The 25,259-nt window shown below is 63.9% G+C and carries 23 protein-coding genes; 10 read left to right on the top strand and 13 right to left on the bottom strand.

The window, feature by feature from the left end:
* Positions 1 to 96 precede the first annotated feature (96 nt).
* Entirely contained in the window at positions 97 to 975 is an 879-nt protein-coding gene (locus QZZ02_RS04595) for an alpha/beta fold hydrolase (RefSeq protein ID WP_291842685.1), read from the top strand.
* On the opposite strand, the gene QZZ02_RS04590 is transcribed toward QZZ02_RS04595, so the two are convergent.
* Together QZZ02_RS04590 and QZZ02_RS04585 are read right to left on the bottom strand one after the other, a co-directional pair.
* Positions 935 to 2,224 (bottom strand): DNA polymerase IV, encoded by a 1,290-nt coding sequence (locus QZZ02_RS04590; protein ID WP_291842683.1) that lies wholly within the window; start codon positions 2,222 to 2,224, stop codon positions 935 to 937. The genes QZZ02_RS04595 and QZZ02_RS04590 overlap by 41 nt on opposite strands.
* The gene (locus QZZ02_RS04585; RefSeq protein WP_291842682.1) at positions 2,221 to 3,132 is read right to left on the bottom strand and encodes an ROK family protein; all 912 of its coding nucleotides are present in this window, start codon (positions 3,130 to 3,132) and stop codon (positions 2,221 to 2,223) included. The genes QZZ02_RS04590 and QZZ02_RS04585 overlap by 4 nt, the downstream gene beginning before the upstream one ends.
* A 180-nt stretch (positions 3,133 to 3,312) precedes the next feature.
* Here QZZ02_RS04585 and QZZ02_RS04580 point away from each other — a divergent pair, with 180 nt between their 5' ends.
* Together QZZ02_RS04580 and QZZ02_RS04575 are read left to right on the top strand one after the other, a co-directional pair.
* The gene (locus QZZ02_RS04580) at positions 3,313 to 3,690 is read left to right on the top strand and encodes a response regulator (RefSeq protein WP_121210403.1); all 378 of its coding nucleotides are present in this window, start codon (positions 3,313 to 3,315) and stop codon (positions 3,688 to 3,690) included.
* Between the two features lie 12 nt (positions 3,691 to 3,702).
* The gene (locus tag QZZ02_RS04575; RefSeq protein WP_291842681.1) at positions 3,703 to 5,067 is read left to right on the top strand and encodes a PleD family two-component system response regulator; all 1,365 of its coding nucleotides are present in this window, start codon (positions 3,703 to 3,705) and stop codon (positions 5,065 to 5,067) included.
* A 48-nt stretch (positions 5,068 to 5,115) separates the two neighbouring features.
* Here the strand turns inward: QZZ02_RS04575 and rpmG are convergent, their stop codons facing one another.
* The 7 genes from rpmG to QZZ02_RS04540 all read right to left on the bottom strand — a co-directional run bounded on the left by rpmG (position 5,116) and on the right by QZZ02_RS04540 (position 14,088).
* Entirely contained in the window at positions 5,116 to 5,283 is a 168-nt protein-coding gene (rpmG, locus tag QZZ02_RS04570; RefSeq protein ID WP_011643217.1) for a 50S ribosomal protein L33, read from the bottom strand.
* A gap of 90 nt (positions 5,284 to 5,373) precedes the next feature.
* Positions 5,374 to 6,552, bottom strand: coding sequence for an MFS transporter (locus tag QZZ02_RS04565; protein ID WP_291842680.1), 1,179 nt, complete (start codon positions 6,550 to 6,552; stop codon positions 5,374 to 5,376).
* A 42-nt stretch (positions 6,553 to 6,594) separates the two neighbouring features.
* Positions 6,595 to 7,275, bottom strand: coding sequence for an NUDIX domain-containing protein (locus tag QZZ02_RS04560; RefSeq protein WP_291842679.1), 681 nt, complete (start codon positions 7,273 to 7,275; stop codon positions 6,595 to 6,597).
* A complete protein-coding gene (rnr, locus tag QZZ02_RS04555; RefSeq protein ID WP_291842678.1) occupies positions 7,272 to 9,536 on the bottom strand; it encodes a ribonuclease R in 2,265 nt (754 codons plus the stop codon). Before rnr ends, QZZ02_RS04560 begins: the two co-directional genes overlap by 4 nt.
* Before the next feature lie 5 nt (positions 9,537 to 9,541).
* A complete protein-coding gene (topA, locus tag QZZ02_RS04550; RefSeq protein ID WP_291842677.1) occupies positions 9,542 to 12,157 on the bottom strand; it encodes a type I DNA topoisomerase in 2,616 nt (871 codons plus the stop codon).
* Positions 12,158 to 12,316: 159 nt separating this feature from the next.
* A complete protein-coding gene (locus tag QZZ02_RS04545; protein WP_291842675.1) occupies positions 12,317 to 13,621 on the bottom strand; it encodes a D-alanyl-D-alanine carboxypeptidase in 1,305 nt (434 codons plus the stop codon).
* 35 nt (positions 13,622 to 13,656) lie between these two features.
* Positions 13,657 to 14,088 (bottom strand): hypothetical protein, encoded by a 432-nt coding sequence (locus tag QZZ02_RS04540; protein ID WP_291842674.1) that lies wholly within the window; start codon positions 14,086 to 14,088, stop codon positions 13,657 to 13,659.
* On the opposite strand from QZZ02_RS04540, the gene phaP reads away from it, so the two are divergent.
* The 3 genes from phaP (at position 14,087) to clpA (ending at position 17,590) form a co-directional block, all read left to right on the top strand.
* Positions 14,087 to 14,503, top strand: a complete 417-nt coding sequence (gene phaP, locus QZZ02_RS04535) for a TIGR01841 family phasin (protein ID WP_291842673.1) — start codon at positions 14,087 to 14,089, stop codon at positions 14,501 to 14,503. The genes QZZ02_RS04540 and phaP overlap by 2 nt on opposite strands.
* Before the next feature lie 443 nt (positions 14,504 to 14,946).
* Positions 14,947 to 15,276, top strand: a complete 330-nt coding sequence (gene clpS / locus QZZ02_RS04530; RefSeq protein ID WP_291842671.1) for an ATP-dependent Clp protease adapter ClpS — start codon at positions 14,947 to 14,949, stop codon at positions 15,274 to 15,276.
* Positions 15,277 to 15,280: 4 nt separating this feature from the next.
* Positions 15,281 to 17,590, top strand: coding sequence for an ATP-dependent Clp protease ATP-binding subunit ClpA (gene clpA / locus QZZ02_RS04525; RefSeq protein WP_291842670.1), 2,310 nt, complete (start codon positions 15,281 to 15,283; stop codon positions 17,588 to 17,590).
* A gap of 77 nt (positions 17,591 to 17,667) precedes the next feature.
* Here clpA and QZZ02_RS04520 read toward each other — a convergent pair whose 3' ends face one another.
* Positions 17,668 to 18,828: an AraC family transcriptional regulator gene (locus QZZ02_RS04520; protein WP_291842669.1), complete on the bottom strand. Its 1,161-nt coding sequence runs from the start codon at positions 18,826 to 18,828 to the stop codon at positions 17,668 to 17,670.
* 202 nt (positions 18,829 to 19,030) lie between these two features.
* On the opposite strand from QZZ02_RS04520, the gene QZZ02_RS04515 reads away from it, so the two are divergent.
* Positions 19,031 to 19,858: a DUF2306 domain-containing protein gene (locus QZZ02_RS04515; RefSeq protein WP_291842668.1), complete on the top strand. Its 828-nt coding sequence runs from the start codon at positions 19,031 to 19,033 to the stop codon at positions 19,856 to 19,858.
* Here QZZ02_RS04515 and QZZ02_RS04510 read toward each other — a convergent pair.
* Positions 19,855 to 20,847 (bottom strand): helix-turn-helix domain-containing protein, encoded by a 993-nt coding sequence (locus QZZ02_RS04510; protein ID WP_291842666.1) that lies wholly within the window; start codon positions 20,845 to 20,847, stop codon positions 19,855 to 19,857. The genes QZZ02_RS04515 and QZZ02_RS04510 overlap by 4 nt on opposite strands.
* A gap of 56 nt (positions 20,848 to 20,903) precedes the next feature.
* Between QZZ02_RS04510 and QZZ02_RS04505 the strand changes: the two genes are divergently transcribed.
* Positions 20,904 to 21,656: a hypothetical protein gene (locus tag QZZ02_RS04505; protein WP_291842665.1), complete on the top strand. Its 753-nt coding sequence runs from the start codon at positions 20,904 to 20,906 to the stop codon at positions 21,654 to 21,656.
* 177 nt (positions 21,657 to 21,833) lie between these two features.
* Here the strand turns inward: QZZ02_RS04505 and QZZ02_RS04500 are convergent, their stop codons facing one another.
* Complete coding sequence (locus QZZ02_RS04500) at positions 21,834 to 22,274, bottom strand: helix-turn-helix transcriptional regulator (protein ID WP_291842664.1); 441 nt, start codon at positions 22,272 to 22,274, stop codon at positions 21,834 to 21,836.
* A gap of 145 nt (positions 22,275 to 22,419) precedes the next feature.
* Between QZZ02_RS04500 and recQ the strand changes: the two genes are divergently transcribed.
* Positions 22,420 to 24,222, top strand: coding sequence for a DNA helicase RecQ (gene recQ, locus QZZ02_RS04495; RefSeq protein ID WP_291842663.1), 1,803 nt, complete (start codon positions 22,420 to 22,422; stop codon positions 24,220 to 24,222).
* A 100-nt stretch (positions 24,223 to 24,322) separates the two neighbouring features.
* Positions 24,323 to 24,736, top strand: a complete 414-nt coding sequence (locus QZZ02_RS04490) for a hypothetical protein (protein WP_291842661.1) — start codon at positions 24,323 to 24,325, stop codon at positions 24,734 to 24,736.
* Between the two features lie 24 nt (positions 24,737 to 24,760).
* Here the strand turns inward: QZZ02_RS04490 and QZZ02_RS04485 are convergent, their stop codons facing one another.
* A complete protein-coding gene (locus QZZ02_RS04485; protein ID WP_291842660.1) occupies positions 24,761 to 25,198 on the bottom strand; it encodes an HIT family protein in 438 nt (145 codons plus the stop codon).
* Positions 25,199 to 25,259: the final 61 nt, after the last annotated feature.

Below are 25,259 nucleotides of genomic sequence, written 5' to 3'. Positions count from 1 at the left end.
CAGTCTGTGACGTTGCGGCGGGAGATTAGCGGCGTATCGGCCCCATGCAATCTGTATGCTTGACTTGACGCGCGCGTCATCCGGCATGGTGCAGGCATGATGACCCTGATCCATGAAGACGAGATCCGATTCGAGGCGCGCGACGGCTATTCATTGTCGGGCCGGATCATCACGCCGGACAATCCGCACGGCGCGGTCCTGATCTCGTCGGGGACCGGTTTCCCCAAGGGCCTGTACCGTCGCCTTGCCCTGGCCGGCGCCGAGCGGGGCTATGCCTGCCTGATCTATGATTATCGCGGCATCGGCGGATCGGCGCCGAAACAGATGCGCGGCTTCAAGGCCGACATCGTGGATTGGGGGCGACTGGACTATTCGGCTGCGTTGGACCGTGTCGCCGCGCTCGTGCCGGGCGGCCCGCGCTTCGCAATCGGTCACTCGGTCGGCGGGCACCTCGCCGGGTTTGCCGACAATGCGGACCGCATCAAGGCGCACGCCTTCATCACGGTCGGGACGGGGTATTGGGGCGCCCACGAACTGAGCTATCGCCCGTCGGCCCTGTTCTTCTGGCTCCTCTACGGACCGGCCTGCCTCGCCTTCACCGGACATATACCGGCCGGCGGCATCTGGGGCGGGACAGCCCTGCCGCGCGATATCTTCCTGCAATGGCGGCAATGGGCCTCGAAACCGGATTATTTCGGCGCTTATCTCGATCAGCTGACGCCGCACCATTTCGACGCGATAACGGCGCCGATCCGCTCCTGGACCTTCACGGATGACCGGTTGTGCGCCAGGCGTTCGGCCGAGGATCTGTTGAAGCTCTATCCCAACGCACCGTCGGAACATGTTCGCCTGGACCCGGCCGAGATCGGCGCACAGCGGGTCGACCATCATGGTGCCTTCAAGCGGGACGCGGCCGGCTTCTGGCCGCTGGTCTTCAACTGGTTTGATCAGGTTTCGGCTTCAGCTTCGAGCTGAGGCCGCGGCCTTTCATCACCGCATCGCAACCGAATTTCTCGCGTGCCCTGTCCATGGCCCGTTCGGCGGTGGCACGGCGGATGGCTTGCGGGTCGAGCAGGTCGCCGGCATCGCCAACCGCGTCGCGCAGTCCGGAAAAGCCGATGCCAATCAGCCGGAAGCGGGTGCCGTCGATCTCCGGTGCGAGCAATTGCTGGCCGACCCGGAACAGTGTGTCGGCAAGCTGGCTCGCTTCGTTGAGCGTGCGCCGTCGGGTACGTGAGCGAAAATCCGATGTCTTGAGCTTCAGCGTTATCACCTGGCCGGATACGCCCTTGGCCTTCATCTGGTCGGCGACCTTCACACTCAGCCGCCAGAGGTGTTTTTCCAGAGTCTCGCGATCATCAAGATCGGCGTTGAAGGTGGTTTCCGAGGACACGCTCTTGCGTTCACGCTCGGGTGACACCTTGCGCCGGTCCTCGCCACGCGACAGGCGCGAGAGATGATAGCCCATATCGCCATAGCGATCGGCCATGCGCTTGTCGCCCTGGCGCCGGATATCAGCCAGCGTGCGGATTCCGTCGCGCTCCAGCCTGGCGGCGAAGGCCGGGCCTACGCCATAGATCGACCGCACCGGGCGCGGCGCCAGGAAGTCCAGCGCCTCCGCTTCGCCGATCACCGCGAACCCGTTGGGCTTGTCGAGATCGGAGGCCGTCTTGGCAAGAAACTTGTTGAAGGACAGGCCGACCGAAACCGTGATGCCGACCGTCTCCTCGATCCGCCGTTGCAGCCGCAGCAGGGTGAGGGCTGGCGGTGAACCATGCAGGCGCGAGGTGCCGGTGAGGTCGAGAAAGGCCTCGTCGATCGAGAGCGGCTCCACCAGCGGAGTGATGTCTTTCATCATGTCGCGGATGCGATGGCCTTCACGCGCGTACTTGCCGTGCTCGGGACGTATCACCACGGCGTCCGGGCAGGCCTTGAGGGCCTTGAACATCGGCATGGCCGAATGCACGCCATAAAGCCGTGCAACATAACAACAGGTCGAGACAACGCCGCGCTGCTGACCGCCAATGATGACCGGCCTGTCTTCCAGCGCGGGATTGTCGCGCTTCTCGATTGCCGCAAAGAAGGCGTCGCAATCGATGTGGGCGATCGACAGCGTGTTCAGCTCGGCATGCCGCAGCAGGCGATGGCTGCCACAGGCCGGGCAAGCCTCAGCGCGCCCGGGAAGCAGCGTGAGACAGGCCCGGCAATAGCCCGGATCGCTCATGGCCCGCCACTTTCATCGGCCGGCCAGAGCCAGGCTGCGCCGCGCACCCCGGAGGCGTCGCCATGTTGATGGCGCACGACCCGCGTGCGACAGACATCCGAAAACAACCAGTCGGGCAGGGCCGCAGTGACTCGCTGGCAAAGGCCGGCGGCGTTCGACACGCCGCCACCGAGCACAATCACGTCGGGATCGAGAATGTTGGCGACGGTCGCCAGTCCGCGGGCCAGCCGATCAGCATGCCGGGCGACACTGCCCGTTGCCGCCGCATCGCCGGCTGCCGCCGCTTCGAAGATGGCATTCGCCGTCAGTGTTCCGCCATGGCGCCGGGCGTGGTCTGCCGCCAGTCCGGGGCCGGACAGCCAGGTTTCCAGACAGCCGGTCTTGCCGCACCAGCAGGGCGGCGGGTCCCGTTCATCGGGGCCCGGCCAGGGCAGGGGGTTGTGACCCCATTCCCCGGCAATCCCCTGGGCACCGTCCAGAAGCCGGCCATGAACCACCACGCCACCGCCGACGCCAGTACCCAGGATGACGCCGAAGATGACCCGGCCTTCCCGCCCGGCACCGTCGCGCGCCTCGGAGAGGGCAAAGCAATTGGCATCATTGGCGCTGCGCACAATGCGGCCGAGCGCGGCTGACAGGTCATCCCGGAAGGGTCGGCCATTGAGCCAGACGGAATTGGCGTTCCGCATCAGGCCACTGGCCGGGCTGATCGAGCCGGGATGGGCGATGCCGACCCGCGCCGGACCATGGGTTGCTTCAAGTTGGACGACCAGTTCGCGGAGCGTGCCGAGCGTGCCATCATAGTCACGCGGCGTGGCGAGGCGCTGCCGGGCCAGCTCGCGTCCGTCGCCCGAAAAAAGCCGGGCTTCGATCTTTGTCCCGCCGAGGTCGATGCCGATTCGATTCATCCTGTCGTCCTCTGCCAACTGGCGTATACTTTTTTCGGCCTTTTTTGTTCTTATCTTGTTCCGAAACGCCCGGAAAGTGGCCCGTGACTCATGGTTGGTTAAGGAAAGTCGGGTTAAGTGCAGGCGGGGTTCAACAAGCACGATAAAACGCGTGCAAACAACGGGAAGCGCGTCACCGACATGCTGCAGGTCATGCCCAAAAAGGTCCTGATTGTCGAAGACAACGAGCTGAACATGAAGCTGTTCAACGATCTGCTGGAGGCTCATGGCTATGAGACCCTGCAGACCAAGGACGGCTTCAAGGCGCTCGAGATGGCGCGTGAACACACGCCGGACCTGATTCTCATGGATATCCAGCTGCCGGAGGTGTCCGGCCTTGAGGTCACCAAATGGCTCAAGGACGATGACAGCCTCGCCGCAATTCCGGTGGTGGCTGTCACGGCCTTTGCCATGAAGGGTGATGAGGAACGCATTCGCGAAGGCGGTTGCGAAGCCTATCTTTCCAAGCCGATCACGGTTGCGACCTTCATCGAGACGGTTCGTCAGTTTCTCGACTAGGGGTGGTCGTCGATGAGTGCGCGTATTCTCGTGGTAGATGATCTGGCCGCCAATGTGCGGCTGCTGGAAGCGCGTCTCCAGGCCGAGTACTTTGACGTGTGTACCGCGACCAATGGCGAAGAGGCGATCGCGGCCGCCAGGGCCGAACAGCCTGATCTCATTCTTCTCGATGTGATGATGCCGTTGATGGACGGTTATGAAACCTGCTCCCGGATCAAGGACGATCCGTCCACGCGTCATATTCCGGTGGTCATGGTCACCGCTCTGGAACAGCGCGAAGACCGGATTCGCGGACTCGAGGCCGGCGCCGATGATTTCCTCACCAAGCCGATTGACGATGTCACCATGTTCGCCCGTGTGCGCAGTCTGCTGCGGCTCAAGGCGGTGCTGGACGAGCTGCGTTACCGCGAATCGAACTCGGCCATGTCAGGCTTGGGCGGCGATGTGCACGATGATGTTGATGCATCCGCGCGGGTCGTCATCGTTAGCACAGATCCGCGCGCGACGACCCGGTATGCGGCAGCCATGCCGGCCCAGGCCGATGTCCGCCATATCCATGAACCTGCCGCCGCGATTGCTGCGGCGCGGGACAGCGCGGATCTGCTGATCGTAGACCTGACCGCGCCTGATTATGACGGCCTGCGCCTGTGCGCCCGCGTCCGTTCCGATGCCGCGACCCGGCAATTGCCGATCCTCGCGGTTGTCCGGCCTGACGACATCCAGCACGCGGTTCGCGCACTCGACCTGGGCGTCAATGACATCATTCACAGACCGGTGGATGCCGGCGAACTGGCCGCCCGCGCGCGGACCCAGCTGCGTCGCAAACGTTATGCTGACCGGCTGCGCTCGCACCTCGATGAGGGCATGGAGCTGGCCGTGACGGACCCGCTGACCGGCCTGCACAACCGTCGCTACATCTCGTCGCGCCTGCGCCAGGCGATGGACAGCGCCAGCAATGGCGGCGCCCCCGTCTCTCTGCTGCTGGCTGATATCGACCACTTCAAGCGGATCAATGACAGCCATGGGCATGAGGCTGGCGATACCGTGCTGCGCGACTTTGCTGCCCGGCTCCTGCAGGGCTTGCGGGCGCTTGATCTGGCGGCCCGATATGGCGGTGAGGAATTTGTCGTGGTGATGCCGGGGGCCGGCCTGGCCGAGGCCCGGATCGCAGCGGAACGCCTGCGCTCAGCGGTCGCCGAGAGCGGTTTCCGGCTCAACGACGGCTCAAGCGTGCCGGTGACGGTCAGTATCGGTGTCGCCCAGGCTCGCCGCGGCGAAGCCCTCGACAGCCTTGTTCGCCGCGCGGACGATGCGCTGTACGCGGCCAAGAATGCGGGCCGGAATCAAGTTCAGGCCGCGGACAACGCCGCGGCCTGACAAAACTTGTTGGTCGAGCGGGAAAACCGTTCGGACGGGAAACCCGTCTTACTTGATTTTCGCTTCCTTGAAATCGACGTGCTTGCGAGCGACCGGGTCGTACTTTTTCAGCACGAGCTTCTCGGTCATGGTGCGCGCATTCTTCTTCGTCACGTAGAAGTAACCCGTACCAGCCGTGGAGTTCAGGCGGATCTTGATGGTTGTCGGCTTCGCCATGGCTCTAAATGTCCTGGTGCTTTGAGTGTGCGCGCATTCGGCCCCATGCCGACGCGAGAGCGCGCGAACATACGCACGGCAGCGCCGCTGTCAACTGTCTGCATCCGTTTGTGATGCACGCGCCCAGACCAGCGCTGCATAGATGGCGGCGATCACCGCCATGACGATCATCAGCCCGTGCGGCCCCAGCCCGTCCATGGCCACGCCGGATGCTGGCGGTCCGAACAGGGAGCCGGTGCCATAGCCGAAGATGAAGGCGGCATTGGCGGCCGCGATTGCGCCGCCGCTGAAGCGTTCGCCGACCAGGGCGAGGCCAACCGTGTAGAGCCCGCTGGCAACACCGGCCTGGATGAAAAAGAGCACCATCATGCCGGGCAGATAGTCGCCCACCGCCCAGATCGCGAGCGGGGTCAGGGCGGCCGTGGTGGCGATCCATTTCAGCGCCTCGCGTCGATCGGTCCGGTCGGCCAGCCAGCCGAGCGGTATCTGGAAGACAAGGGCGCCTGCCGCCGCGGCCATCGCGACCATGGCGATGCCGCCATCACTCAACGCCAGCCGGTCGCCGTAGACCGGGGCCAGCGAGAACAGGACGGTTTCCAGTGCACCGAACGCCAGGGCGGCGCCAATTGCGGCCGGTGCCAGCCGGGCGGCGCCCAGAATCGCCTTGGGCGAGGCTTCGTCCTTGCCCGGCGCCTGTGCGGCCGGTCCCTGCAACAGGATGATCGGCAGCGCCCCGGCAAGAAAGATCAGGGCTCCGGCATAGAAACCGGCATTGCCGGCGGTTCCCAATTGCCCGAACAGGAAGGCGCCGACGCCGAAACCGCCTGACAGGACCGTGCCATAAACCCCAAGGATCGTAGCCCGGCGCAGCGGCGTTGCGATCTGGTTGATCCAGGTTTCCGAGATCACGAAGGTTACGGTCATGAAACAACCCATGACAAAGCGCAGCACGAACCAGGCGGGAACAGTCTCGAAGATCGGGAAGAGTGCGTGCAGGCTGGCTGCGAGAACCAGGCTGACGACGATCAGCACCCGGCCCGGCACGAGCGAGAGAAGGCGCGGTACGATCGGCGCCATCACCAGCGTTGACAGCGCGGCCGCCGCGCCGTTGAGGCCAATGATCAGGCCTGACGACGTCATGCCTTCCAGGCGCAGCGAGATCAGCGGCATGGAGAGGCCGAACACGGTCCCGCAAACAGCCGCACAACAGATCGCCGCGATCAGCGAGCGGTTGTTGGCAAGACGGGGATCGGTCAGCGGATTGGTCATGTAGCGAGCTATAGCGCCGCCGGCGCGGCTCGTCTTGCCTGCCTACAGTGGTTCGACAACCATTCTGCCGCGCACCGCCCGCATGCAGCGCGGATGCTCCGGACCAGGTGGCAGGACGCGCTTCAATTCATCCAGCACAAAATGGGTGACCATGGGCAGGTCGAGGGCGCGGGACTCGGCCAGGGGCACCCATTGAACATCCTCCAGCTCGCTGCTCGGCTTGGGCGCGCGGTCGTCGAGCAGGGCGGAGGCGTCGGTGGTGAAGAACCAGGTATCGAAGCGGCGTGTGCGGCCGGGAGGCGTGATGGCGCGGGTGATGAGCTTGAGCGAGGCGAGGTCCGGTGCTGCGCCGGCCCGCCGGAAGGGCGTCCAATTGGCGTGGCGGTTCGCGAAGGAGGCCTCACGGGCGATCAAAAGACCGGTTTCCTCGGCGGTTTCGCGGATGGCCGCTGCTGCGGCCGCGCGGGCCCGGCGCGGAGCGAGCGCGCGGGACATCAGGTCGAGCACCCGGTCATCGAGGTCGCGGGCAAGCGGCGCCGTGCTGTCCGCCCGGTCTACACGGCCGCCCGGGAAGACGTATTTGTTGGGCATGAAGACATGCTTGGCGGAGCGGCGGCCCATCAGGACATCGACCCGCTCGCCGTCACGGCGGGTCAGGATCAGCGAGGCCGCCAGGCGGGGGCGTATCGGCTTGAGGTCTCTTCGATGCCGCTCGTCACTCACCGGCGGCGCCCCTTCTTCCAGGGCCGGCCGGATCGCTTGCCATTGGGCGGGCCGCCGGTGCGGCCGCGATTGCGGCGATTGGGACGATCGCCCTTTTCCGGCTCGGTCAACATGTCCAGCAGGAGACCGCCGGTGACCGGAGTGGCCTCGTCGATTCGGACCCGCACCGGCATACCAAGGCGGAAGCGCGAGCCGGTCTGCTGGCCGACCAGGGCATGCGCGCGCTCATCATGTTCGAAGCGCTCCTCGCCGAGCCGCGAGATCGGGACCAGCCCGTCAGCGCCGGTCTCGGTCAGGCGCACGAAACAGCCAAAACGCGTCACGCCGGTGATCCGGCCGTCGAATTCGGCCCCGACCTTGTCGGCCAGGTAAGCCGCGACGAAGCGATCCACCGCATCACGCTCGGCCGCCATGGCGCGGCGCTCGGAATGGGTGATGTCCTCCGCAATTGTGGAGAGGCGGCTGCGTTCCTCATCGGACTGCCCGTCATTGCCCAGCTTGAGGGCGCGGATCAGGGCACGATGGACGGTGAGGTCGGCATAGCGCCGGATCGGTGAGGTGAAATGGGCGTAACGTTGCAGGTTGAGGCCGAAATGGCCCTGGTTCTGCGTGTCATAAACCGCCTGCGACTGGCTGCGCAGGACCACCTCATTGATTGTTTCGTAGTGCTCGGAAGTCTTGGCCTGTTTCAACAGCTGGTTGAAACGCCCGGTCGCGACCTTGTCGCCGCGCGTCCATTTCAGCCCGACCGTTGGGAGGAAATCCGCGAGCGCGTCGATCTTTTCGCGCGAAGGCGGTTCGTGAACCCGGTAGATCAGCGGGACGTGTTTTTCCTCCAGGCTTTCCGCGGCGCAGACATTGGCCTGGATCATGAACTCCTCGACCAGTTTGTGCGCGTCGAAGCGCTGGCGGGTTTCGATGGCGAGCACCTTGCCGTCGGCGCCGACGCGGACTCGCCGTTCCGGGGCATCGATGTCCAGCGGCTCGCGGCGATCGCGCGCCTCGCGGCAGGCGAAATAGGCGCCCCAGAGCGGTTTCAGCACGCTTTCCAGCAGCGCATTGGCGGGACCGCCATCCTGCCCGTCAATGGCCGCCTGGGCCTGGGTGTAGGAGAGTTTGGCCGCCGACCGCATCCAGCCGCGCAGGAAACGGTGCGAGCGTTTATTGCCCGCCTTGTCGAAGACCATGCGCACTGCCAGGCAGGGCCGGTCTTCCTTCTCGCGCAGCGAGCACAGGTCATTGGACAGGCGTTCGGGCAGCATCGGCACGACACGGTCGGGCAGATAGACCGAATTGCCGCGCTTGAAGGCACCGCGGTCGAGTGCGCCGCCGGGCGTTACATAGGCGGCGACATCGGCAATGGCGACGATGACCTGCCAGCCGTCGGGGTTTTTCGGATCCGTGTCAGCCTCCGCCCAGATCGCATCGTCATGGTCCTTGGCATCATCCGGGTCGATGGTGATGAGGGGCAGGGGCCGGAGGTCTTCGCGCCGGGCCTGAGTGGCCAGCGGCGCCTCGTCGGCCTCGCGCTGTTCCGCTTCGGCAAAACCCTGCGGCACGCCGTGCGAATAGAGCGCGATCAGACTGCCGGCGCCTGGTGAGTTGGCATCGCCCACGACTTCGATGATCTCGGCCGTCTTCAGCCCGTGACGCCGCTCCTTGGCGATCTGGCACAGGACGAGATCGCCATCGCGGGCTTTCTCGGCCTCGCCCTTGGCGGGCACGAGTTCATGGCGTGTGCGGCGGTCGACGGGCTGCAGGCGGAAGGGGCCGGATTGCGGCTTGTGCAGTACGCAGAGCAGCTTGTGGGCGCTCTGGCCGAGCTTCTTGATCAGTCGGGCTTCATAGCTGCCGTCTTCCTGCAAGGCGAGACGGACGAGGGCCTTGTCGCCAATGCCGATGGCCGGCGTGCCCTTGCCACCCGCGCCTTCACCGGGCGCAAGCCTGATCAGCGGCGCTGAACGATCCGGGCGCACCGGTTCGGCGAGAAGCTCGCCATCATTGTCGCGACCGATCAGCTGCACCACGGTGACCGCGGGCAGGGCGCCCGGCAGGGCATAGGTCTTGCCGTTGGAGCGGGTAATCGTGCCGTCTTCGGTCAGGGCGAGCAGGGCGTCCTTGAGGGCGCGCTTGGCGTCGCTGCCCTTCAGGGCCAGTTCGCGTGCCAGCTCGCGTTTGCCGTATTCACCACCGCCGGCGCGGACGGCCTCGACGACCGCCTCGCGGGTAAGGCCGGCATCAAACTCTGTCTTGCCGGCCATCGGGTCTACTCCGCCTTGGCTGTGCTGGCGGCCGTCTTCTTCGCGGCGGTCTTCTTCGCTGCGGGTTTCTTGGCCGCAGGCTTCTTCTTTGCGGCAGTCTTCTTGGGCGCCGTCTTCTTGGCCGGCGCCTTCTTCTTGCCTCCCTTGGCCGCCTTGGCCTCGACCCATTCCATTGCCTGTTCGAGTGTCACAGTTTCCGGATCGGTATCCTTGGGCAGGGTGGCGTTGACCTTCTCGTATTTCACATACGGGCCGTAGCGGCCGGACATGATGCGGACCGGCTTGCCGTCATGCTCGCCCAATTCCTTGAGCGCCGAGGCCGTGCCGCCGCGTCGGCCACCGCTGGCGCGCTTGTCGGCAATCACCGATACGGCCCGATTGACGCCGATTTCGAAAACGTCCTCGACCGAGGGGATGTTGGCATAGGTCTTGTCGTGATGAACATAGGGGCCGTAGCGACCGATATTGGCCGTGATTGGCTGGCCGTCATCGGGATGTTCGCCGACCGTGCGCGGCAGATCGATCAGCTTGATCGCCTGCTCCTCGGTCAGTGTGGCGGCGTCCCAGCCCTTGGGTATGGACGAGCGCCTGGGCTTGTCCTCGCCCTCGAGCTGCATCTGCAGATACCAGCCGAAACGGCCATTCTTGAGCTCGACATCCTTGCCGGTCTCGGGGTGGACGCAGATCACCCGGTCGCCCTGGACATCGTCCTCGCCCGGAGGGCTCATCTGGCGGGTGAAGGAACAGTCAGGATGGTTCGAACAGCCCAGGAAGGCGCCAAACTTGCCAAGCCGCAGGCTGAGTGTGCCTTCGCCGCAGGAGGGACACAGGCGCGGATCGGTGCCGTCTTCCTTGTCCGGGAAGATGTGCGGCGCAAGCGCTTCGTTGAGTGCGTCCAGAACGTTGGTGATGCGGAGCTCGCCGATCTCGTCCACGGCGGCCCGGAAATCGGTCCAGAAATCGCGCAGTAGCTGCTTCCAGTCGAGTTCGCCGGCCGAGACCTTGTCGAGCTGGGTCTCCAGCGCCGCCGTGAAATCATATTCAACGTAGCGGGCGAAGAAATTCTCGAGAAAGGCAATGACGACGCGGCCCTTGTCGAGCGGATGGAAGCGGTTCTTGTCCATCTGCACATAGTCGCGGTCGCGCAGCACCTGCAGGGTCGAGGCATAGGTCGACGGGCGACCGATGCCGAGCTCTTCCATCCGCTTGACCAGCGAGGCTTCGGTGAAGCGCGGCGGCGGCTGGGTGAAGTGCTGGTCGGCATGGGTCTTGCCAACGGTCGCGGCCGCGCCCTGGCTCAGCTTGGGCAGACGGCTTTCGCCCTCATCCTCTTCATCATCCCGGCCTTCCTGGTAGAGGGCGAGGAAACCGTCGAAGAGCTGGACCGTGCCAACCGCACGCAGGGCTGTCCTGCCGTCCGTGGAGGCGATGTCGACCGTGGTCCGCTCAAAGCGGGCGCTTTCCATCTGGCTGGCCACGGCGCGGCGCCAGATCAGCTGGTAGAGGCGCGCCATGTCCGGATCGAGCGAGAGCTTTTCCGGCAGGCGCGAGAAGCTGGTCGGGCGGATAGCCTCGTGCGCTTCCTGGGCGTTTTTGGCCTTGGTGGCATACATTCGAGGGGTGGACGGCACATAGAGCGAGCCGTGCTCCTTGCCGATCACGTCGCGGGCCTGGCTGATCGCCTCGGACACCATGGAGACACCGTCGGTCCGCATATAGGTTATGAGACCGGTGGTTTCGCCGCCCAGCGTCACACCCTCATAGAGTTTTTGTGCCGTCTGCATGGTCCGCGTGGCGGAGAAGCCGAGCTTGCGCGCCGCCTCCTGCTGCAACGTCGACGTCGTGAAGGGCGGCGGCGGGTTGCGCTTGGCGGGCTTTGCATCGACGCCGGTGATCGATAGCTCGGCCGCCTTGATCGCCTCGACAGCGGCATTGGCGCTGGCGCGATCCTTGATCGACATCTTCTGCAGCTTCTTGCCATCCAGGGTCACCAGCTTGGCGCGGAAAGGATCCGACTTGGCTGTTACCTCGGCGTCCACTGTCCAGTATTCCTCGGAGCGGAATTTCTCGATGTCCAGCTCGCGGTCGCAGATCAGACGGAGGGCCACCGACTGGACCCGGCCTGCCGAACGGGAACCCGGCAGCTTGCGCCACAGGACCGGCGACAGGGTGAAGCCGACCAGATAGTCGAGCGCGCGGCGGGCCAGATAGGCGTTGACCAGCTCCATGTCGACAGCGCGCGGATGCGCCATCGCTTCCAGGATGGCCGGCTTGGTGATGGCGTTGAAGGCAACCCGCTGGATGACGACGTCCTTGAGGACGCGGCGCTTCTGGAGCGCTTCCAGCAGGTGCCAGGAAATCGCTTCGCCTTCGCGATCCGGGTCAGTGGCCAGGATCAGGCGGTCGGACTCTCGCACCGCGTCGGCGATCGCCTTGACGCGTTTGGCGGAGGCCGTGTCGATCTCCCATGCCATCGAGAAGTCTTCGTCCGGTTTCACCGAACCGTCCTTGGCGGGGAGATCCCGCACGTGTCCGAAACTCGCCAGAACCGTGTAGTCCGACCCGAGATACTTGTTGATGGTTTTGGCTTTGGCCGGGGATTCTACGACGACGACATTCATCGGTGCTTGGTTCCAGACATGTGGCAGGGACCGCCGGGCAGCGGCCAAGGCGCGCGAAAGTGTTCGAGCGGAAAGGTTGTGTCAACCGACCGGAGGATTCCAGTGCGACGCACACATGGGCGCCGGAAGTCAGCCGGGCCAGACCGTCAAAGACCGGACTTATCGGCCCGGAGCGACAGCAAAGCAAGGATGGTCGCGGGCGCTGAGCTCCCGGCAGGCGAGGCGGGCCTCGTGCTCGGTCAGGGATTCAAAGCGGGCGCGCCACAGGCGGTCACCGCTGACCGTGACAGCGCGGGCGGCCGGTTGGGCCGTGTCGAGTGCGCCGGAGAAAATCGCCACTTCGGCAAGCCGCTCATGGGCGGCGTCTGCGGTATTGTAGGCCCCGACCTGGATCGACCACGCGCCTCGGATCAGGCTGGGCTCGGTCCGGGGCAAGCGCGACGGCGTGTCAAGGCGGGCCGGCGCCAGCGGTTCGACACGCATCTCGTCCTCGTCAGCCAGTACAACCTGCAGGGCAGGCGGCGGATTGGCGGAGCCCATTTCGGTCGGTTCGCTCAGATGCAGCGCGGCCACGTCACGCGCGATCAGGTCCTGCTGGCGCACCGGATTGATACGGGGTGAGGAGAGGGCGGCGAAAAGCCGGGTGTCCTGACGTTGCTCGAGGGTCGCAAAGGCCGCCTCGATCAATTCCTCGGCATGCGCGTCCCGGGCCGCAGCGCTCGGACCGCCCATGATCACCGTGATCAGGCGATGGTCGCCGCGCTCGGCTGAGACGACGACATTGAAGCCTGAGGCGCGGATATAGCCGGTCTTGAGGCCATCCACGCCGCGCACCCGACCGACCAGCGAATTGTGATTGTGATAGGTGCGACCATTCCAGGTGAAGCTCTCTTCGTTGAAATAGTCGAAATACTGCGGGAAATCACGGTGCAGCGCGATCGCCAGCCGGGCCATGTCGCGCGCCGTCGTGGTCTGGCGCGAATTGGGCAGGCCGGAAGCGTTGCGGAAGGTCGTATTGGTCAGGCCGAGCTCGGCAGCGCGCGTTGTCATCAAAGCGCCGAAACGGCTTTCTCCGCCACCGAGGCGCTCGCCGACGGCGACAGCCACATCATTGGCGCTTTTGACCACGAGGGCGCGGATCGCATTCTCGGCTGAGATGGTGTCACCCGCGCTCAGGCCGAGCCGGGACGGGCTGGCATTCGATGCGTTTGCCGAGACGCGGATCGGGTCATTGAGCCCGATTTCACCGGCCTCGAGCGCCTCGAACAGCATGTAGAGCGTCATCATTTTGGTCAGCGAGGCCGGGTAACGCTCCGCATCCGAGCGCCGGGAATGGAGCACGACGCCGGTATTTTCGTCGACGACGAAGGCGGCGTAGCGCGAATTGTTCGCATGAGCAGGCGCTGACAGGCCTGTAATGGCAAGCGCGACTGTCACGACGAAGAGGCGGGCTGACATGATCATGGAAGCCAGCCTGCCCTGTGCTCATTGCCAGCGGGTTAAGGCGTGCACGCGGTGACGCGATAATTTTTGTGCAGTGCACCATATTTTGCTTGACCCGAGCCGGTGCGGTGCGTATTTATATTGCGACTGCGAAGAGCATTTGCAGCAAGTGTAGCAACCAGACAGTGACCCGTGATGAGCGACGTCGATAAAACCTCCACCGAACCGCAAGCCGCTGCTGTCAAAGCAAACGCCCCGAGCGCACCCCGTATTGTGTCGCCGACTGTGGCGCCGGTGAAGACGACTGCCAAGGCGAGCCCGGCCAAACCGGTAAAGGCGACATCCGCCAAACCGGCGAAAGCCAAGAAGGGCGCGCCGAAAAAGTCTGCGGCGAGAGTGAAGTCTGCGCCGTCCAAACCAGCCCCCAAGGCAGCCAAGCCGGCCCCCAAAGCCAATCCCGCTGCCCGCACCGCAAAGAGCTTTGCCATGAATGATACCATTGAGAGCATGACCGCCGCGAGCAATGAAGCGCTCAAGGAAGGTTTCGAGAAGACGATGAAATCCGTCACCGAAGCCAGCAATTTCCAGAAAGAAACCGTCGAAGCCATGATCGCCTCCGCGACGCTGGCCGGGAAGGGTTTCGAGACCGCCAACACCAACGCCGTGACCTATGCCAAGTCGGCCATGGAAGACAGTGTTGCCGCGACCAAGAAGTTCGCGTCGGCCAAATCGGTCCAGGAGATCTTCGAGATCCAGTCCGAGTTCACCAAGTCGGCCATGGAAAACTACCTCGCCGAGGTCAACAAGACTTCCGAGCTGTTCTCCGACCTGCTCAAGAATTCGGTGAAGCCGCTGAACGATCGCGTCGCGGCCGCCATGGAACTCGCACAGGCGCAGCGCTGAGCCCAGCTTGCCGGCACTGTGACCGGCACTGCGAGCTGACGAAATTTGAATTTTCCTCCCCGACTGGGCCCGGTGATTTGTCACCGGGCCCTTTTTTTGTCGGCGTCGCCTCGCAGAGGCGGTGTGGCCTTTTGGCCGTCTTGGGACCTTGGATGCAGTCATCCTTCGGTCCGGTGCGTTTCGGCGCCGGTTTTCCGGCTGCTGGACGAAACGCTGGTGTCCTCCCCGACCGGGCCCGTGTGATTGCGGGATGGTTCCGGCGGATCCCCGATGTCATCAGGGAGCGCCTTTTTAGGCTGATCGCGGCGAAACGGGAAGCAAGAAATTTCCGGGCGTGTTATTCTTGTGTCCTGGCGGTGCTGCGGACCGTCTCTTTCCAAGTCCGGTGCGGATTCCTATCTGTCCCGATGAGTAGCGAAGTAATATTCGAGCACGTTTAAAATATGACCGAACGAAAACATGAAGATACGGGCGTAGAAGAGGAAACTGGCCTCGCTACGAAGACCCGGCCGGCAACCAAGAAACCTTCGCTTTACCGTGTTTTGCTACTCAATGATGACTACACGCCGATGGAATTCGTGGTCGAGATTCTCGTCCGCATTTTCCGGAAGTCGCCCGAGGATGCAGCGCGAATCATGCTGCATGTACATCAGAACGGTGTCGGAATGTGCGGCGTGTATACGTATGAGGTTGCCGAAACAAAGGTAGCCCAGGTCATGGACGCCGCACGGCGGGCCCAACACCCGCTGCAGTGCACAATGGAAAAGGAATAGAGTGGTGCCTTCATTCTCTTCAGACTTGGAAGACAGCCTGCACCGCGCTCTGGGATACGCCAATGAGCGTGGGCATGAATTTGCTACCCTGGAGCATCTCCTTCTTGCTCTCGTGGACGACCAGGACGGCGCGGCAGTGATGAAAGCCTGCGACGTCGATCTCGATGAACTTCGAGCGACCCTGACCGAATACGTGGACAATGAGCTGACCGAACTCGTCGTCGATGATGACGAGGACGCCAAGCCGACTGCAGGGTTCCAGCGTGTCATCCAGCGCGCCGTGATTCACGTCCAGAACGCCGGCCGCGAAGAAGTGACCGGGGCGAATGTCCTGGTGGCCCTGTTTGCCGAGCGCGAAAGCCACGCGGCCTACTTCCTCGCCGAGCGTGACATGACCCGGTATGACGCGGTTAATTTCATCTCGCACGGCATTGGTCGCAAGCCGGGCGTGACGGAAGAACGCGCCGTGCGTGGTGCTGAACCGGCCGAGGAGCCGCAAAAGGATGGTGATGCGCTCACCGCCTATACGGTCAACCTCAATGAAAAGGCCCGGAAGGGCGGCGTTGACCCGCTGATCGGCCGTGACGCGGAAGTCGAACGCTGCGTCCAGGTCCTGTGTCGTCGGCGCAAGAACAACCCGCTGCTGGTCGGCGATCCGGGCGTTGGCAAGACCGCCATCGCCGAGGGTATCGCCCGCAAGATCATCGAGGACCAGGTTCCCGACGTGCTTGCCGGCGCCACCATCTATTCGCTTGACATGGGCTCGCTGCTCGCCGGAACCCGCTATCGCGGTGATTTCGAGGAGCGCGTGAAGCAGGTCGTCAAGGAGCTCGAGGAGAAGGACAATGCCGTCCTCTTCATCGACGAGATCCACACCGTCATCGGGGCCGGCGCGACTTCGGGCGGTGCCATGGACGCGTCCAACCTGCTGAAGCCGGCGCTCCAGTCGGGCAGCCTGCGCTGCATGGGCTCGACCACCTACAAGGAATACCGCCAGCATTTCGAGAAGGACCGGGCGCTGGTCCGGCGCTTCCAGAAGATTGATGTCGCCGAGCCGTCCGTGCCGGATGCCATCAAGATCCTGCAAGGCCTGAAAACCTATTTCGAGGACTTCCACGATGTCCGCTTCACAAATGACGCGCTGAAAGCGGCAGTCGAGCTGTCCTCGCGCTACATCGGCGACCGCAAACTGCCGGACAAGGCGATTGATGTGATCGACGAGGCCGGGGCCCAGATGCGGCTGCAGCCTGTGTCCAAGCGCAAGAAGACAATCGGTGTGAAAGAGGTCGAGGGCGTCGTCGCCACCATGGCCCGCATCCCGCCGAAAACCGTCTCGAAAGACGATGAGCAATCGCTGCGCAATCTCGAGAATGATCTCAAGCACACCGTGTTTGGTCAGGATGAGGCCATCGACCAGCTGGCCACCGCCATCAAGCTGTCGAGAGCCGGTCTGCGCGAGCCGAACAAGCCGATCGGCTGCTACCTCTTCTCCGGCCCCACGGGTGTCGGCAAGACCGAGGTCACCAAGCAGCTGGCCGATACGCTCGGCGTCGAGCTGCAGCGCTTCGACATGTCGGAATACATGGAGCGGCATGCCGTCTCCCGCCTGATCGGCGCGCCTCCGGGTTATGTCGGTTTTGACCAGGGGGGACTCTTGACCGATGGCGTCGATCAGCATCCCCATTCCGTGCTGCTGCTCGATGAAATCGAGAAGGCGCATCCGGACCTGTTCAACATCCTCCTGCAGGTGATGGACAATGGCACGCTGACCGACAGCAATGGCAAGAAGGTCGACTTCCGCAATGTCATCCTGGTGATGACGACGAATGCGGGCGCATCCGACGCGCAGAAGGAATCGATCGGCTTTGGTCGCGGCAAGAAAACGGACGAGGCGGACAAAGCGGTCGAACGTCTGTTCACGCCGGAGTTCCGCAACCGTCTCGACGCGGTCATTCCCTTCGCGCCGCTGTCGCCGGAATCGATCGGTCGCGTCGTCGAGAAATTTGTGCTGCAGCTGGAAGCCCAGCTCATTGATCGCGGTGTGACCTTCGAGCTCACGCCGGATGCCACGGCCTGGCTGGCCGAGCGCGGGTATGACAGCCGCTTTGGCGCCCGTCCCCTGGCTCGCGTCATTCAGGAGCACATCAAGAAGCCCCTGGCCGACCAGATCCTTTTCGGCGAGCTCAAGAAGGGGGGCCTCGTCAAGGTCGATGTGGACGAGGCCGACAGCAACCGGCTCGATTTCCACATCACGCCGGGCGACCGGCTCCTGCCGCGCAATGCCAAGAGAAAGGACAAGAAGGAAGAGGTCTGATCCTCCCCTCCTGTCGAACTGAAAACGGCGCCTTGAGGGGCGCCGTTTTTGCGTTCAGGGGGGATCGACGGCTGGACTCAGGACGTCGCAGCGCCCTCGGCAGTTGCGATCTCCCGGCCGGTGTCCGGTGCGGGGCCTTGCTGCCTGAAAGCGCGTGGGGTCAGGCCGGTTTGTTCCTTGAACGCCCGGTTGAACGGGCCGATCGAGGCAAAGCCGCTTTCCAGCGCAATATCGAGAATGCTGGCGGAGGACTGCAAAGGGTCGTGCAGCAGCGCCGCCGCGTGAACGATCCGGTAGCGATTGATGAAGCGGTTGAAATTTCGCTCGCCGAGCCCGTTGGTAATCGCACGGCTGACCCGATAGTCGGGTTCGCGCAGGCGACGGGCGAGGGTGGCAACCTTGAGATCCGGGTCGAGGAAAAGCCGGTCCGCCTCGACACGTTTGCGCACCCATTGTCCCAGGGCCTGTTCCTCCGCGCTCGGCGCACTGCCGCCCGCGGTCCTTGCTGTCGTGGTCCGTGCTGTCGTGGTCCGTGCCGTCTTGGCTGAACCGTCGTCGCCAGCGACCGGCAAGGGGTGACTTTGGCGCCAGATCACGGCCAGCCCGGCAGCGACAAAGATCGACAGGCCGCAGAAAGCCTGGGCGAGCGCAATTGTACCGGCGTCGAAGCGCGTTGTATGGCCGTGATCGAGCAACATGACGCAGACTGATACGCAGGTGCCATAGCTGGCGAGAAATCCGATGCGCAGGCGCCGCTCGGGAAGCGACTGGCGTTTCGTCCAGCCACGCAAGCCCTCCCAGAAGGCGAGAACCAGAACGGTTGAGCTCAGCATGGTCTGGAAGCTGCTCGTGGCGGCGATGAGGCCCGTCAGCCCGGCGTCACCGATAATGCGCTCGGCGGCGATGAAGATCAGCGACTGATTGATCACCGACGGCGCGAAGATGCCGCCGATGAGAACCGCCTGCGGCAGGCCGAAGCCGATATCAGCGCGGAAGATGCCGCGTGCTACAAGCCAGAAACAGCTGCAGCTCGCGCATCCGGTGATCGCGAGAACAGCGGCGAACGGGCCGGTATAATCGGGAAAGACGTCGCGGATCATCACGGCGGCGAGACCGGCACAGAATATCGCCCAGGCAATCAGGAGGCCGCTGCGTTGACGCACGGTCAGGACGGCCAGGATCGAGACGATCGCCGCAGCGCATGTGACCAGTTTGATGGCGCCCGCGATTTCCAGCATCGGACCGCACCTCCTGAATTTGGGCGCCCCGTGCGCTAAGCCCTGTGTCGCACATTTCCGACCGGCATCAAACCTCTGCGATCCCGGCCATTATTCTCTGACCGATTTCCAAATCGGCGAGACGCTGACGTCCGCGCATGGCGTTTGGGCACTGGTCGCGTCTGTTCGCGGCCTCTTCGCGACCAGAATGAAAGGCAAGATCATGTCCGATACCGTCGCCACGCCGCCCCGGCGCCGACGCGTCACACCGCAGAGCCTGCTCCAGGCGAGCGGTGTCCTGTGGTTCACCATCGCCGCTGCCGGCCAGTGGATGTTCACCTATTACATTCTGGGCGCCTATATTCCGCGCACGGCATCCGGTCAGTATGAGCGCTGGAACGAGGTCGGCCTGATCAATGGTTATGTCCAGGGCGACTGGCTTGGCAATCTCGGCTTCATCTCGCATGTCCTGCTCGCCGCCTTCGTCAGTGTCGCCGGCGTCCTGCAATTGCTGCCCGTCATCCGCCGCCGATACCCCGCCTTTCATCGCTGGACCGGCCGCGCCTACTTGGCAGTGGCGGTCTTCCTTGCCGTGGGTGGAATCATCCTCATCTGGGTTCGTGGAACCCGCATGAATGACTGGGCGGCGCTGGGCACCACGACTGACGGTCTCCTGATACTTGTCACGGCCGCCTTCACGCTCCGCCACGCCATGGCCCGCCGGATCGACCTGCATCGACGCTGGGCCATGCGGCTGTTCCTGGTGGTCAATGGTGTCTGGTTTCTCCGCGTCGGCTACATGGCGTGGGCGATTGCCAGCGGTGGCGCCGGTATGAGCCGGTCGATGAACGGACCGACCGACATCGTGATGCCTTATCTGGCCTTCCTGATCCCGCTTGTCTTGCTGGAACTCTATCAGAAGGCCCGGGACAGCCGGTCCATGCCCTTCAAGCTCGTTCTTGCCAGCGTCATTACATCGGGCGCCGTGGTGACAGCACTGGGCCTGTTCGGCGCCTGGATGATGATGTGGTCACCCAATATCCTGATCTAGCCTGCCTGCATGCGTGCATGCTGTCCCGGTGAGACGCCGAATTGCTGCCGGAAAGCCGTCCGGAACGCGGATTCAGAGCGGAATCCGCACCGGCCGGCAACCTGTTTGACCGGCGTACCGGCTTCCAAAAGGTCACGGCCGTATTTCATGCGCAGGCTCTCGACAAATCGTGAAGGCGGCATGCCGGTTTCCGCACTGAAACGGCGGTGGAATGTGCGTTCGGTCTGGCCGCAACGGGCGGCCAGGTCGGCGATCTTCAAGGGTTGGTCGAGCCGCTGCAGGATCCAGTCGATCAGGTCGCGATAGCGGTCATCCGTGCGGGCCTGGGCATCGAGGACATCAGAGAACTGGGACTGGTGTCCCGGCCGGTGCGCATAGACGACAAGTTCACGCGCAACACGGGTTTTCAGCGAACGACCATGATCGGCCTGAAGCATGGCGAGGGCCAGATCAATGCCGGTGGCAACACCGGCGGACGTCCAGAACCTGTCGTCACGCACATAGAGCGCTTCGGGATCAACCGTGAGGTCCGGAAATCGTTCGGCGAGTTCGTTGCAGCCTCGCCAGTGTGTCGCGACGCGCTGATGGGTGATGACACGGGCCTGGGCCAGCAGGAAGGTGCCGCTGCATACAGATCCGATCCGTCCGCACGGCTTCGCCGCGCGGTTCAGGGCAGCAAGCAGGCGGGTGTCCTTGAGGGCCGCGCGAAGCCCGCTTTCATAGCCACCGGCGACCAGCAGTGTGTCGTCCGGTCCGAGTGTCAGATCCGCCAGTGATCGGGCCGTGAGAGCGAGGCCTCCGCCATGCGGGATTGCGCCGTTCGACAGCGCAACAACGTCAACGCTGTAAAGGGCATTTCCGGTCAGCTGGTTGGCGGCCGTGAACACGGCGGCCGGGCCGGCAAGGTCAAGGAGTTCGGCGCCGGGAAAGGTCACAAAATGGATGTTGCGGGTTTGGGGCATTGGCGAGATATAGTCGTTTATTGTCATTTAAGACAGCCGCAACATCTCTACGGTCCCCGGTCAGCTGACAGGAGCGCTACAGCATGGCCCGGACCGGTACTCTCGACTGGATGGAAAAGACGCATGGCAAGCTCGGTCTTGTTGACCGGCTGCGGCTGATCGGTCAGGGCGTGCGCGCCCGGGCCGCGACCCGATCGCGCCTGCGTGACAATGTTCGGCTGCGCCATGTCGAGGTCGATGACATCCTGCCGCCCGACAGCGCCATTGCGCGTGAGGCGATGGCGGTCTGTGAAGACGCCAGCGAGCCCTGGCTGTTCAATCACTGCATGCGGGCCTGGTTCTGGGCGAGATTGCTCGATGATGGTCGGGAACCGGTTGACCATGAGGTGCTTTTCACCGGTTTGATGCTGCACGATCTCGGGCTGACCGAGCGTCATTCGCTGGCAGGGCGAGCTGAGCGCTGTTTCACCCTTCCCGGTGCCCGCATGGCCGAGGCCTTGGCCGCAAAGCATGACTGGTCCGGTTCGCGGGCTCGCCTGATGGCCCAGGCCATCACGCTTCACCTCAATATCGAAATCGAGGCTCGCCATGGCCGGGAAGCCGAGCTGCTTCGCGCCGGGGCAGGTGGCGATGTGGCCGGGCTCGGGCTGGACGTGGTGCATGCTGACCAGATCGGTGCGGTTTGCGACCGGTATCCACGCTTGCAGCTCAAGACGTCGATCACGCCGGTCCTTCAGGCCGAGGCGAGGGCCCGGCCAGGGTGCCGCATCCATTTCCTCATCAAGACGTTCCGGTTTGATCGCCTGATCGCCAACGCCCCCATGTTCACGGAGTAGCGGCCCGCGGCATCACCTCAATCACTGCCCGATGGTGTGCTCGACGGCCTGCCGGCGGCCGGGTCTGGTTTCTGGCGACGGCACCGCTGACCGGGCTCGACCGGGCGGACAGGCGCCATGATCGTGTCAGCATTGGCGCGCGCGCCTTCACTGACCCCGCATCGCAACGGCCATGAGCTAGCGGCCGCGGCTGCGGCGTCGGGGTGAATAATGCAGGTGGGCCGCGAGATGAAGGAAGAGGGCGGCGGCCCCCAGCATGCCGAGGCCGGTCGCGATGCGTGGGTCGGCATCGAAGCGCCAGACCAGGGCCACAAGCGCGATAAGGGTCGCGAGATAGCCGGCAAGATGCCAGGCCAGGGCCGCAAAGGCGTGGCCCTGCGCCGGTTGGCGTGTTTCGGGGCCTCTTGGCCCGAGCCTGGCCTGGATTGCTTGAGCGCTTGTCCCGAATGCAGCGGCCAGGGCCTTGACCGCTTCGAGGCTGGCCGGGCGCCCCTGTTCCAGGCGCTGGATCGTGCGCACGCTGAGATCGCTGATCTGCGCCAGTTCCGCTTGCGACCAGCCTTTGTCATGACGAAGGGCCTTCAGGCTTATTCCAGTACCGCTCCATTCGTGTGCCATCGACTGTATAGGCGATTACCGCATGTCCCGACACGTCACCAGGGTGACACCCGGCCGGAATGGGGCATCAACGCTGCGACAGAATGATTGATGCGACGTCCGAAGTCGCCCAGAACAGGGTAACGCAAGCGGGACCGAGAAAATCATGTCGCAGCCCAGCCCTGATGCTGTCCTCCGCGCTACTTTCGGCTTTCCCGGTTTTCGGCCCGGACAGGCCGACATCGTTGATCACATCCTTGCAGGCCGACCGACCCTGTGCGTCATGCCGACCGGGGCCGGCAAGTCGATCTGCTATCAGGTGCCAGCTTTGATCCTGGACGGGCTGACTGTTGTCATATCACCGCTGACGGCCCTGATGGATGACCAGGTGGCGGCGCTTCAGACCAATGGCGTCAAGGCAGCCGCGATCCATTCCGGACGTGACAGGGGCGACAATGTCGACGATTGGCGCCGCGTCCAGTCCGGCGAGATTCGCCTGCTCTACCTGTCGCCAGAACGCCTGATGACCGGCCGCATGCTGGCTGCGCTGGAGGCAGTGAAGCCAGCCATGTTTGTCGTCGATGAGGCGCACTGCATCTCGAAATGGGGGGCGAGTTTCCGACCGGAATACGAGGAACTCTGCCATCTGCGCGACCGTTTTCCCGACGCCCGGCTGGCGGCCTTCACGGCGACCGCTGATGAAGCGACCCGGGCCGATATTGCGGCGAGGCTGTTCGGCACCGGCGGCGAGATTGTCGTGCACGGGTTTGACCGTCCCAACCTGACCCTTTCGGTTTCGCCCAAGGGAGGCTGGAAAGCTCAATTGCTGGACTTTCTCGACTCGCGTCGTGGCGTGTCCGGGATTGTTTACTGCCTGTCGCGCAAATCAACGGAGGAGGTGTCCGCCCTGCTGCGGGAGCAGGGGTATCACGCCTTGCCCTATCATGCTGGCCTGGCACCCGAGGTGCGGCGCGAAAACCAGGAACGCTTCATGGCGGAGGAGGCGGTGGTCATGGTGGCCACGATCGCGTTCGGCATGGGTATCGACAAGCCTGACATTCGCTATGTCTTTCACCTCCACATGCCCGGCTCGATGGAGGCTTACTATCAGGAAATCGGCCGCGCGGGCCGAGACGGCCAGCCCGCCGAGGCGATGATGCTCTATGGCCTCGCCGACGCCCGGATGCGGCGGCAATTCATCGACCAGGATGGCGAGGATGACGGACATCGCCGCCGCGAGCACAAGCGCCTCGACAGCCTTCTGGCCTATTGCGAGGCAACCCGCTGCCGTCGGCTGTCCCTGCTCGCCTATTTCGGTGAGAGCGGCGGCAAGCCATGCGGCAATTGCGATCTCTGCCTGGATCCGCCAACCCTGATTGACGGCACCCGCGAGGCCCAGATGCTGTTCTCGGCAATCGTGCGGACCGGTGAGAGTTTTGGCACAGCTCATGTCATCGATGTCCTGCGAGGCGCGGACACGGAAAAGATCCGGGCGCGTGGCCATGACAGCCTGCCCACCTACGGGATAGGCGCTGATCGGCCGAAACCCTTTTGGCAGGGGCTGACCCGGCAGTGCGTGGCGTCAGGTCTGTTGGAGATCGATATCCAGGGGTTCGGTGCGCTCAAACTCACCGCTGATGCGCGCGCCGTGCTCAAGGGCGGGCAGACCGTGGAGATCCGGGAAATCACCGCCAAGCCGGCCGCGTCCAAACGCCCCAGGAAAGCCATCGAGGCTGCGGCGGCAGGTGTTGATGGCGATGTGCTGGCGGCGCTCAAGGCATTGCGTCGCGAACTGGCAGCCGAGCGCAATGTGCCCGCCTATGTCGTGTTCTCTGACGCGACACTGATCGACATGGCGCATCTCAGGCCGCGTTCGCTCGACGATATGGCAGCGGTCAACGGCGTCGGACCCAAGAAGCTGGAGACGTTTGGCGGGCCTTTCCTGGCGCTTTTGGCAACGCTGACCTGAATACCTGTCGCACTATAGCCATCGGGTGACTCATGCCATGCTTCATGGATCACGAGCTCACCGGCGCGCGGGCGCCCGGCCCGCTTGCATTGGGATACATATGACGCGCCGCGATACGCCATTCCACATTCTAGTCGGCCTGCTGTCGGTCCAGGTGGCCTATGGCGCCTATTGGGCTATCAACGATATCTCGGCCCGTATCGGGCTGTGGCCTGATCCGGTCCTGGCGTCAGCCTTTGTGCAGAGCCTGACGGTAACGCAGGAAGTCTTCTTCTTTTCCCACGTCATCATGAATGTGGTGACGCTGGTCCTGGTCTTGCGTGGCCAGCGCTGGGCCTTGCCGGCCTTCATCCTGTCCTTCGTGCTCGATCGTGCCGACTGGGTGATCATGGGCAGCAACAACCTGTTTTCAAACATGGTCAATGCCGATGCCTGGGCACTGTTCTCCTTCACCCTGCAAGGCGCCATCATTGCGCTGCTCGTTTTCCTGACCTTCGAAGGCCGGCTGCGCTGAACGGATCGTGACGCGCGATCGCGGTCAGGGAGTTTCAATCGCTGCCGCAATGCGGGTCGCCTGATCCTGCAACACGTCCATGTCGGCTTGACCGCCGCCATGCGCGCCGAGCGGGACGCCGTCCTGTCGCGGAATGATGTGGAAATGGACATGGAAGACAGTCTGCCCGGCCGGTGCGCCGTTGAACTGGGTCAGCACGATCCCGTCCGGTGCCAGGGCTGCCTTGACGGCCCTGGCGATCCGCTTGACCCGGACGATCGCGGCCTGCAGGGCACCGTCGGTCATCTCAAGCGCATTGCGGGCCGGTTCACGCGGTACCACCAGCACATGCCCCGGCGCCTGCGGAAAGATATCCATGAACGACAGCACGTGCTCGTCCTCATAGACCTTCACGCAGGGCAGTTCGCCGCGCAGGATTTTCGCAAAGATATTGTCGGGATCGTATTGGCCGTCGAGGCTCATTGTGTCTCTCCGCAGACAGCAGGGGTCTGCCTTGCCTAGCGTATGCGGGTGACCGGCGTCC

The organism is Maricaulis sp. (assembly GCF_015665295.1).
In the GTDB taxonomy this organism is placed as follows: Bacteria; Pseudomonadota; Alphaproteobacteria; order Caulobacterales; family Maricaulaceae; genus Maricaulis.
The sequence above is the reverse complement of the archived record's forward strand: the minus strand, read 5'-3'. Positions and strand labels throughout refer to the sequence as shown.

Excerpts from the sequence above, each read along its gene's own strand:
- QZZ02_RS04565 (WP_291842680.1), bottom strand. The coding sequence starts at position 6,552 with ATGACCAATCCGCTGACCGATCCCCGTCTTGCCAACAACCGCTCGCTG.
- QZZ02_RS04490 (WP_291842661.1), top strand. The coding sequence starts at position 24,323 with ATGACGCGCCGCGATACGCCATTCCACATTCTAGTCGGCCTGCTGTCG.
- clpS (WP_291842671.1), top strand. The coding sequence starts at position 14,947 with ATGACCGAACGAAAACATGAAGATACGGGCGTAGAAGAGGAAACTGGC.
- topA (WP_291842677.1), bottom strand. The coding sequence starts at position 12,157 with ATGAATGTCGTCGTCGTAGAATCCCCGGCCAAAGCCAAAACCATCAAC.
- QZZ02_RS04575 (WP_291842681.1), top strand. The coding sequence starts at position 3,703 with ATGAGTGCGCGTATTCTCGTGGTAGATGATCTGGCCGCCAATGTGCGG.
- phaP (WP_291842673.1), top strand. The coding sequence starts at position 14,087 with ATGAATGATACCATTGAGAGCATGACCGCCGCGAGCAATGAAGCGCTC.
- QZZ02_RS04580 (WP_121210403.1), top strand. The coding sequence starts at position 3,313 with ATGCTGCAGGTCATGCCCAAAAAGGTCCTGATTGTCGAAGACAACGAG.
- recQ (WP_291842663.1), top strand. The coding sequence starts at position 22,420 with ATGTCGCAGCCCAGCCCTGATGCTGTCCTCCGCGCTACTTTCGGCTTT.
- QZZ02_RS04595 (WP_291842685.1), top strand. The coding sequence starts at position 97 with ATGATGACCCTGATCCATGAAGACGAGATCCGATTCGAGGCGCGCGAC.
- QZZ02_RS04540 (WP_291842674.1), bottom strand. The coding sequence starts at position 14,088 with ATGGCAAAGCTCTTTGCGGTGCGGGCAGCGGGATTGGCTTTGGGGGCC.
- QZZ02_RS04500 (WP_291842664.1), bottom strand. The coding sequence starts at position 22,274 with ATGGCACACGAATGGAGCGGTACTGGAATAAGCCTGAAGGCCCTTCGT.
- QZZ02_RS04515 (WP_291842668.1), top strand. The coding sequence starts at position 19,031 with ATGTCCGATACCGTCGCCACGCCGCCCCGGCGCCGACGCGTCACACCG.
- rnr (WP_291842678.1), bottom strand. The coding sequence starts at position 9,536 with ATGGCCGGCAAGACAGAGTTTGATGCCGGCCTTACCCGCGAGGCGGTC.
- QZZ02_RS04545 (WP_291842675.1), bottom strand. The coding sequence starts at position 13,621 with ATGATCATGTCAGCCCGCCTCTTCGTCGTGACAGTCGCGCTTGCCATT.
- QZZ02_RS04510 (WP_291842666.1), bottom strand. The coding sequence starts at position 20,847 with ATGACAATAAACGACTATATCTCGCCAATGCCCCAAACCCGCAACATC.
- QZZ02_RS04485 (WP_291842660.1), bottom strand. The coding sequence starts at position 25,198 with ATGAGCCTCGACGGCCAATACGATCCCGACAATATCTTTGCGAAAATC.
- QZZ02_RS04520 (WP_291842669.1), bottom strand. The coding sequence starts at position 18,828 with ATGCTGGAAATCGCGGGCGCCATCAAACTGGTCACATGCGCTGCGGCG.
- rpmG (WP_011643217.1), bottom strand. The coding sequence starts at position 5,283 with ATGGCGAAGCCGACAACCATCAAGATCCGCCTGAACTCCACGGCTGGT.
- QZZ02_RS04585 (WP_291842682.1), bottom strand. The coding sequence starts at position 3,132 with ATGAATCGAATCGGCATCGACCTCGGCGGGACAAAGATCGAAGCCCGG.
- QZZ02_RS04590 (WP_291842683.1), bottom strand. The coding sequence starts at position 2,224 with ATGAGCGATCCGGGCTATTGCCGGGCCTGTCTCACGCTGCTTCCCGGG.
- QZZ02_RS04505 (WP_291842665.1), top strand. The coding sequence starts at position 20,904 with ATGGCCCGGACCGGTACTCTCGACTGGATGGAAAAGACGCATGGCAAG.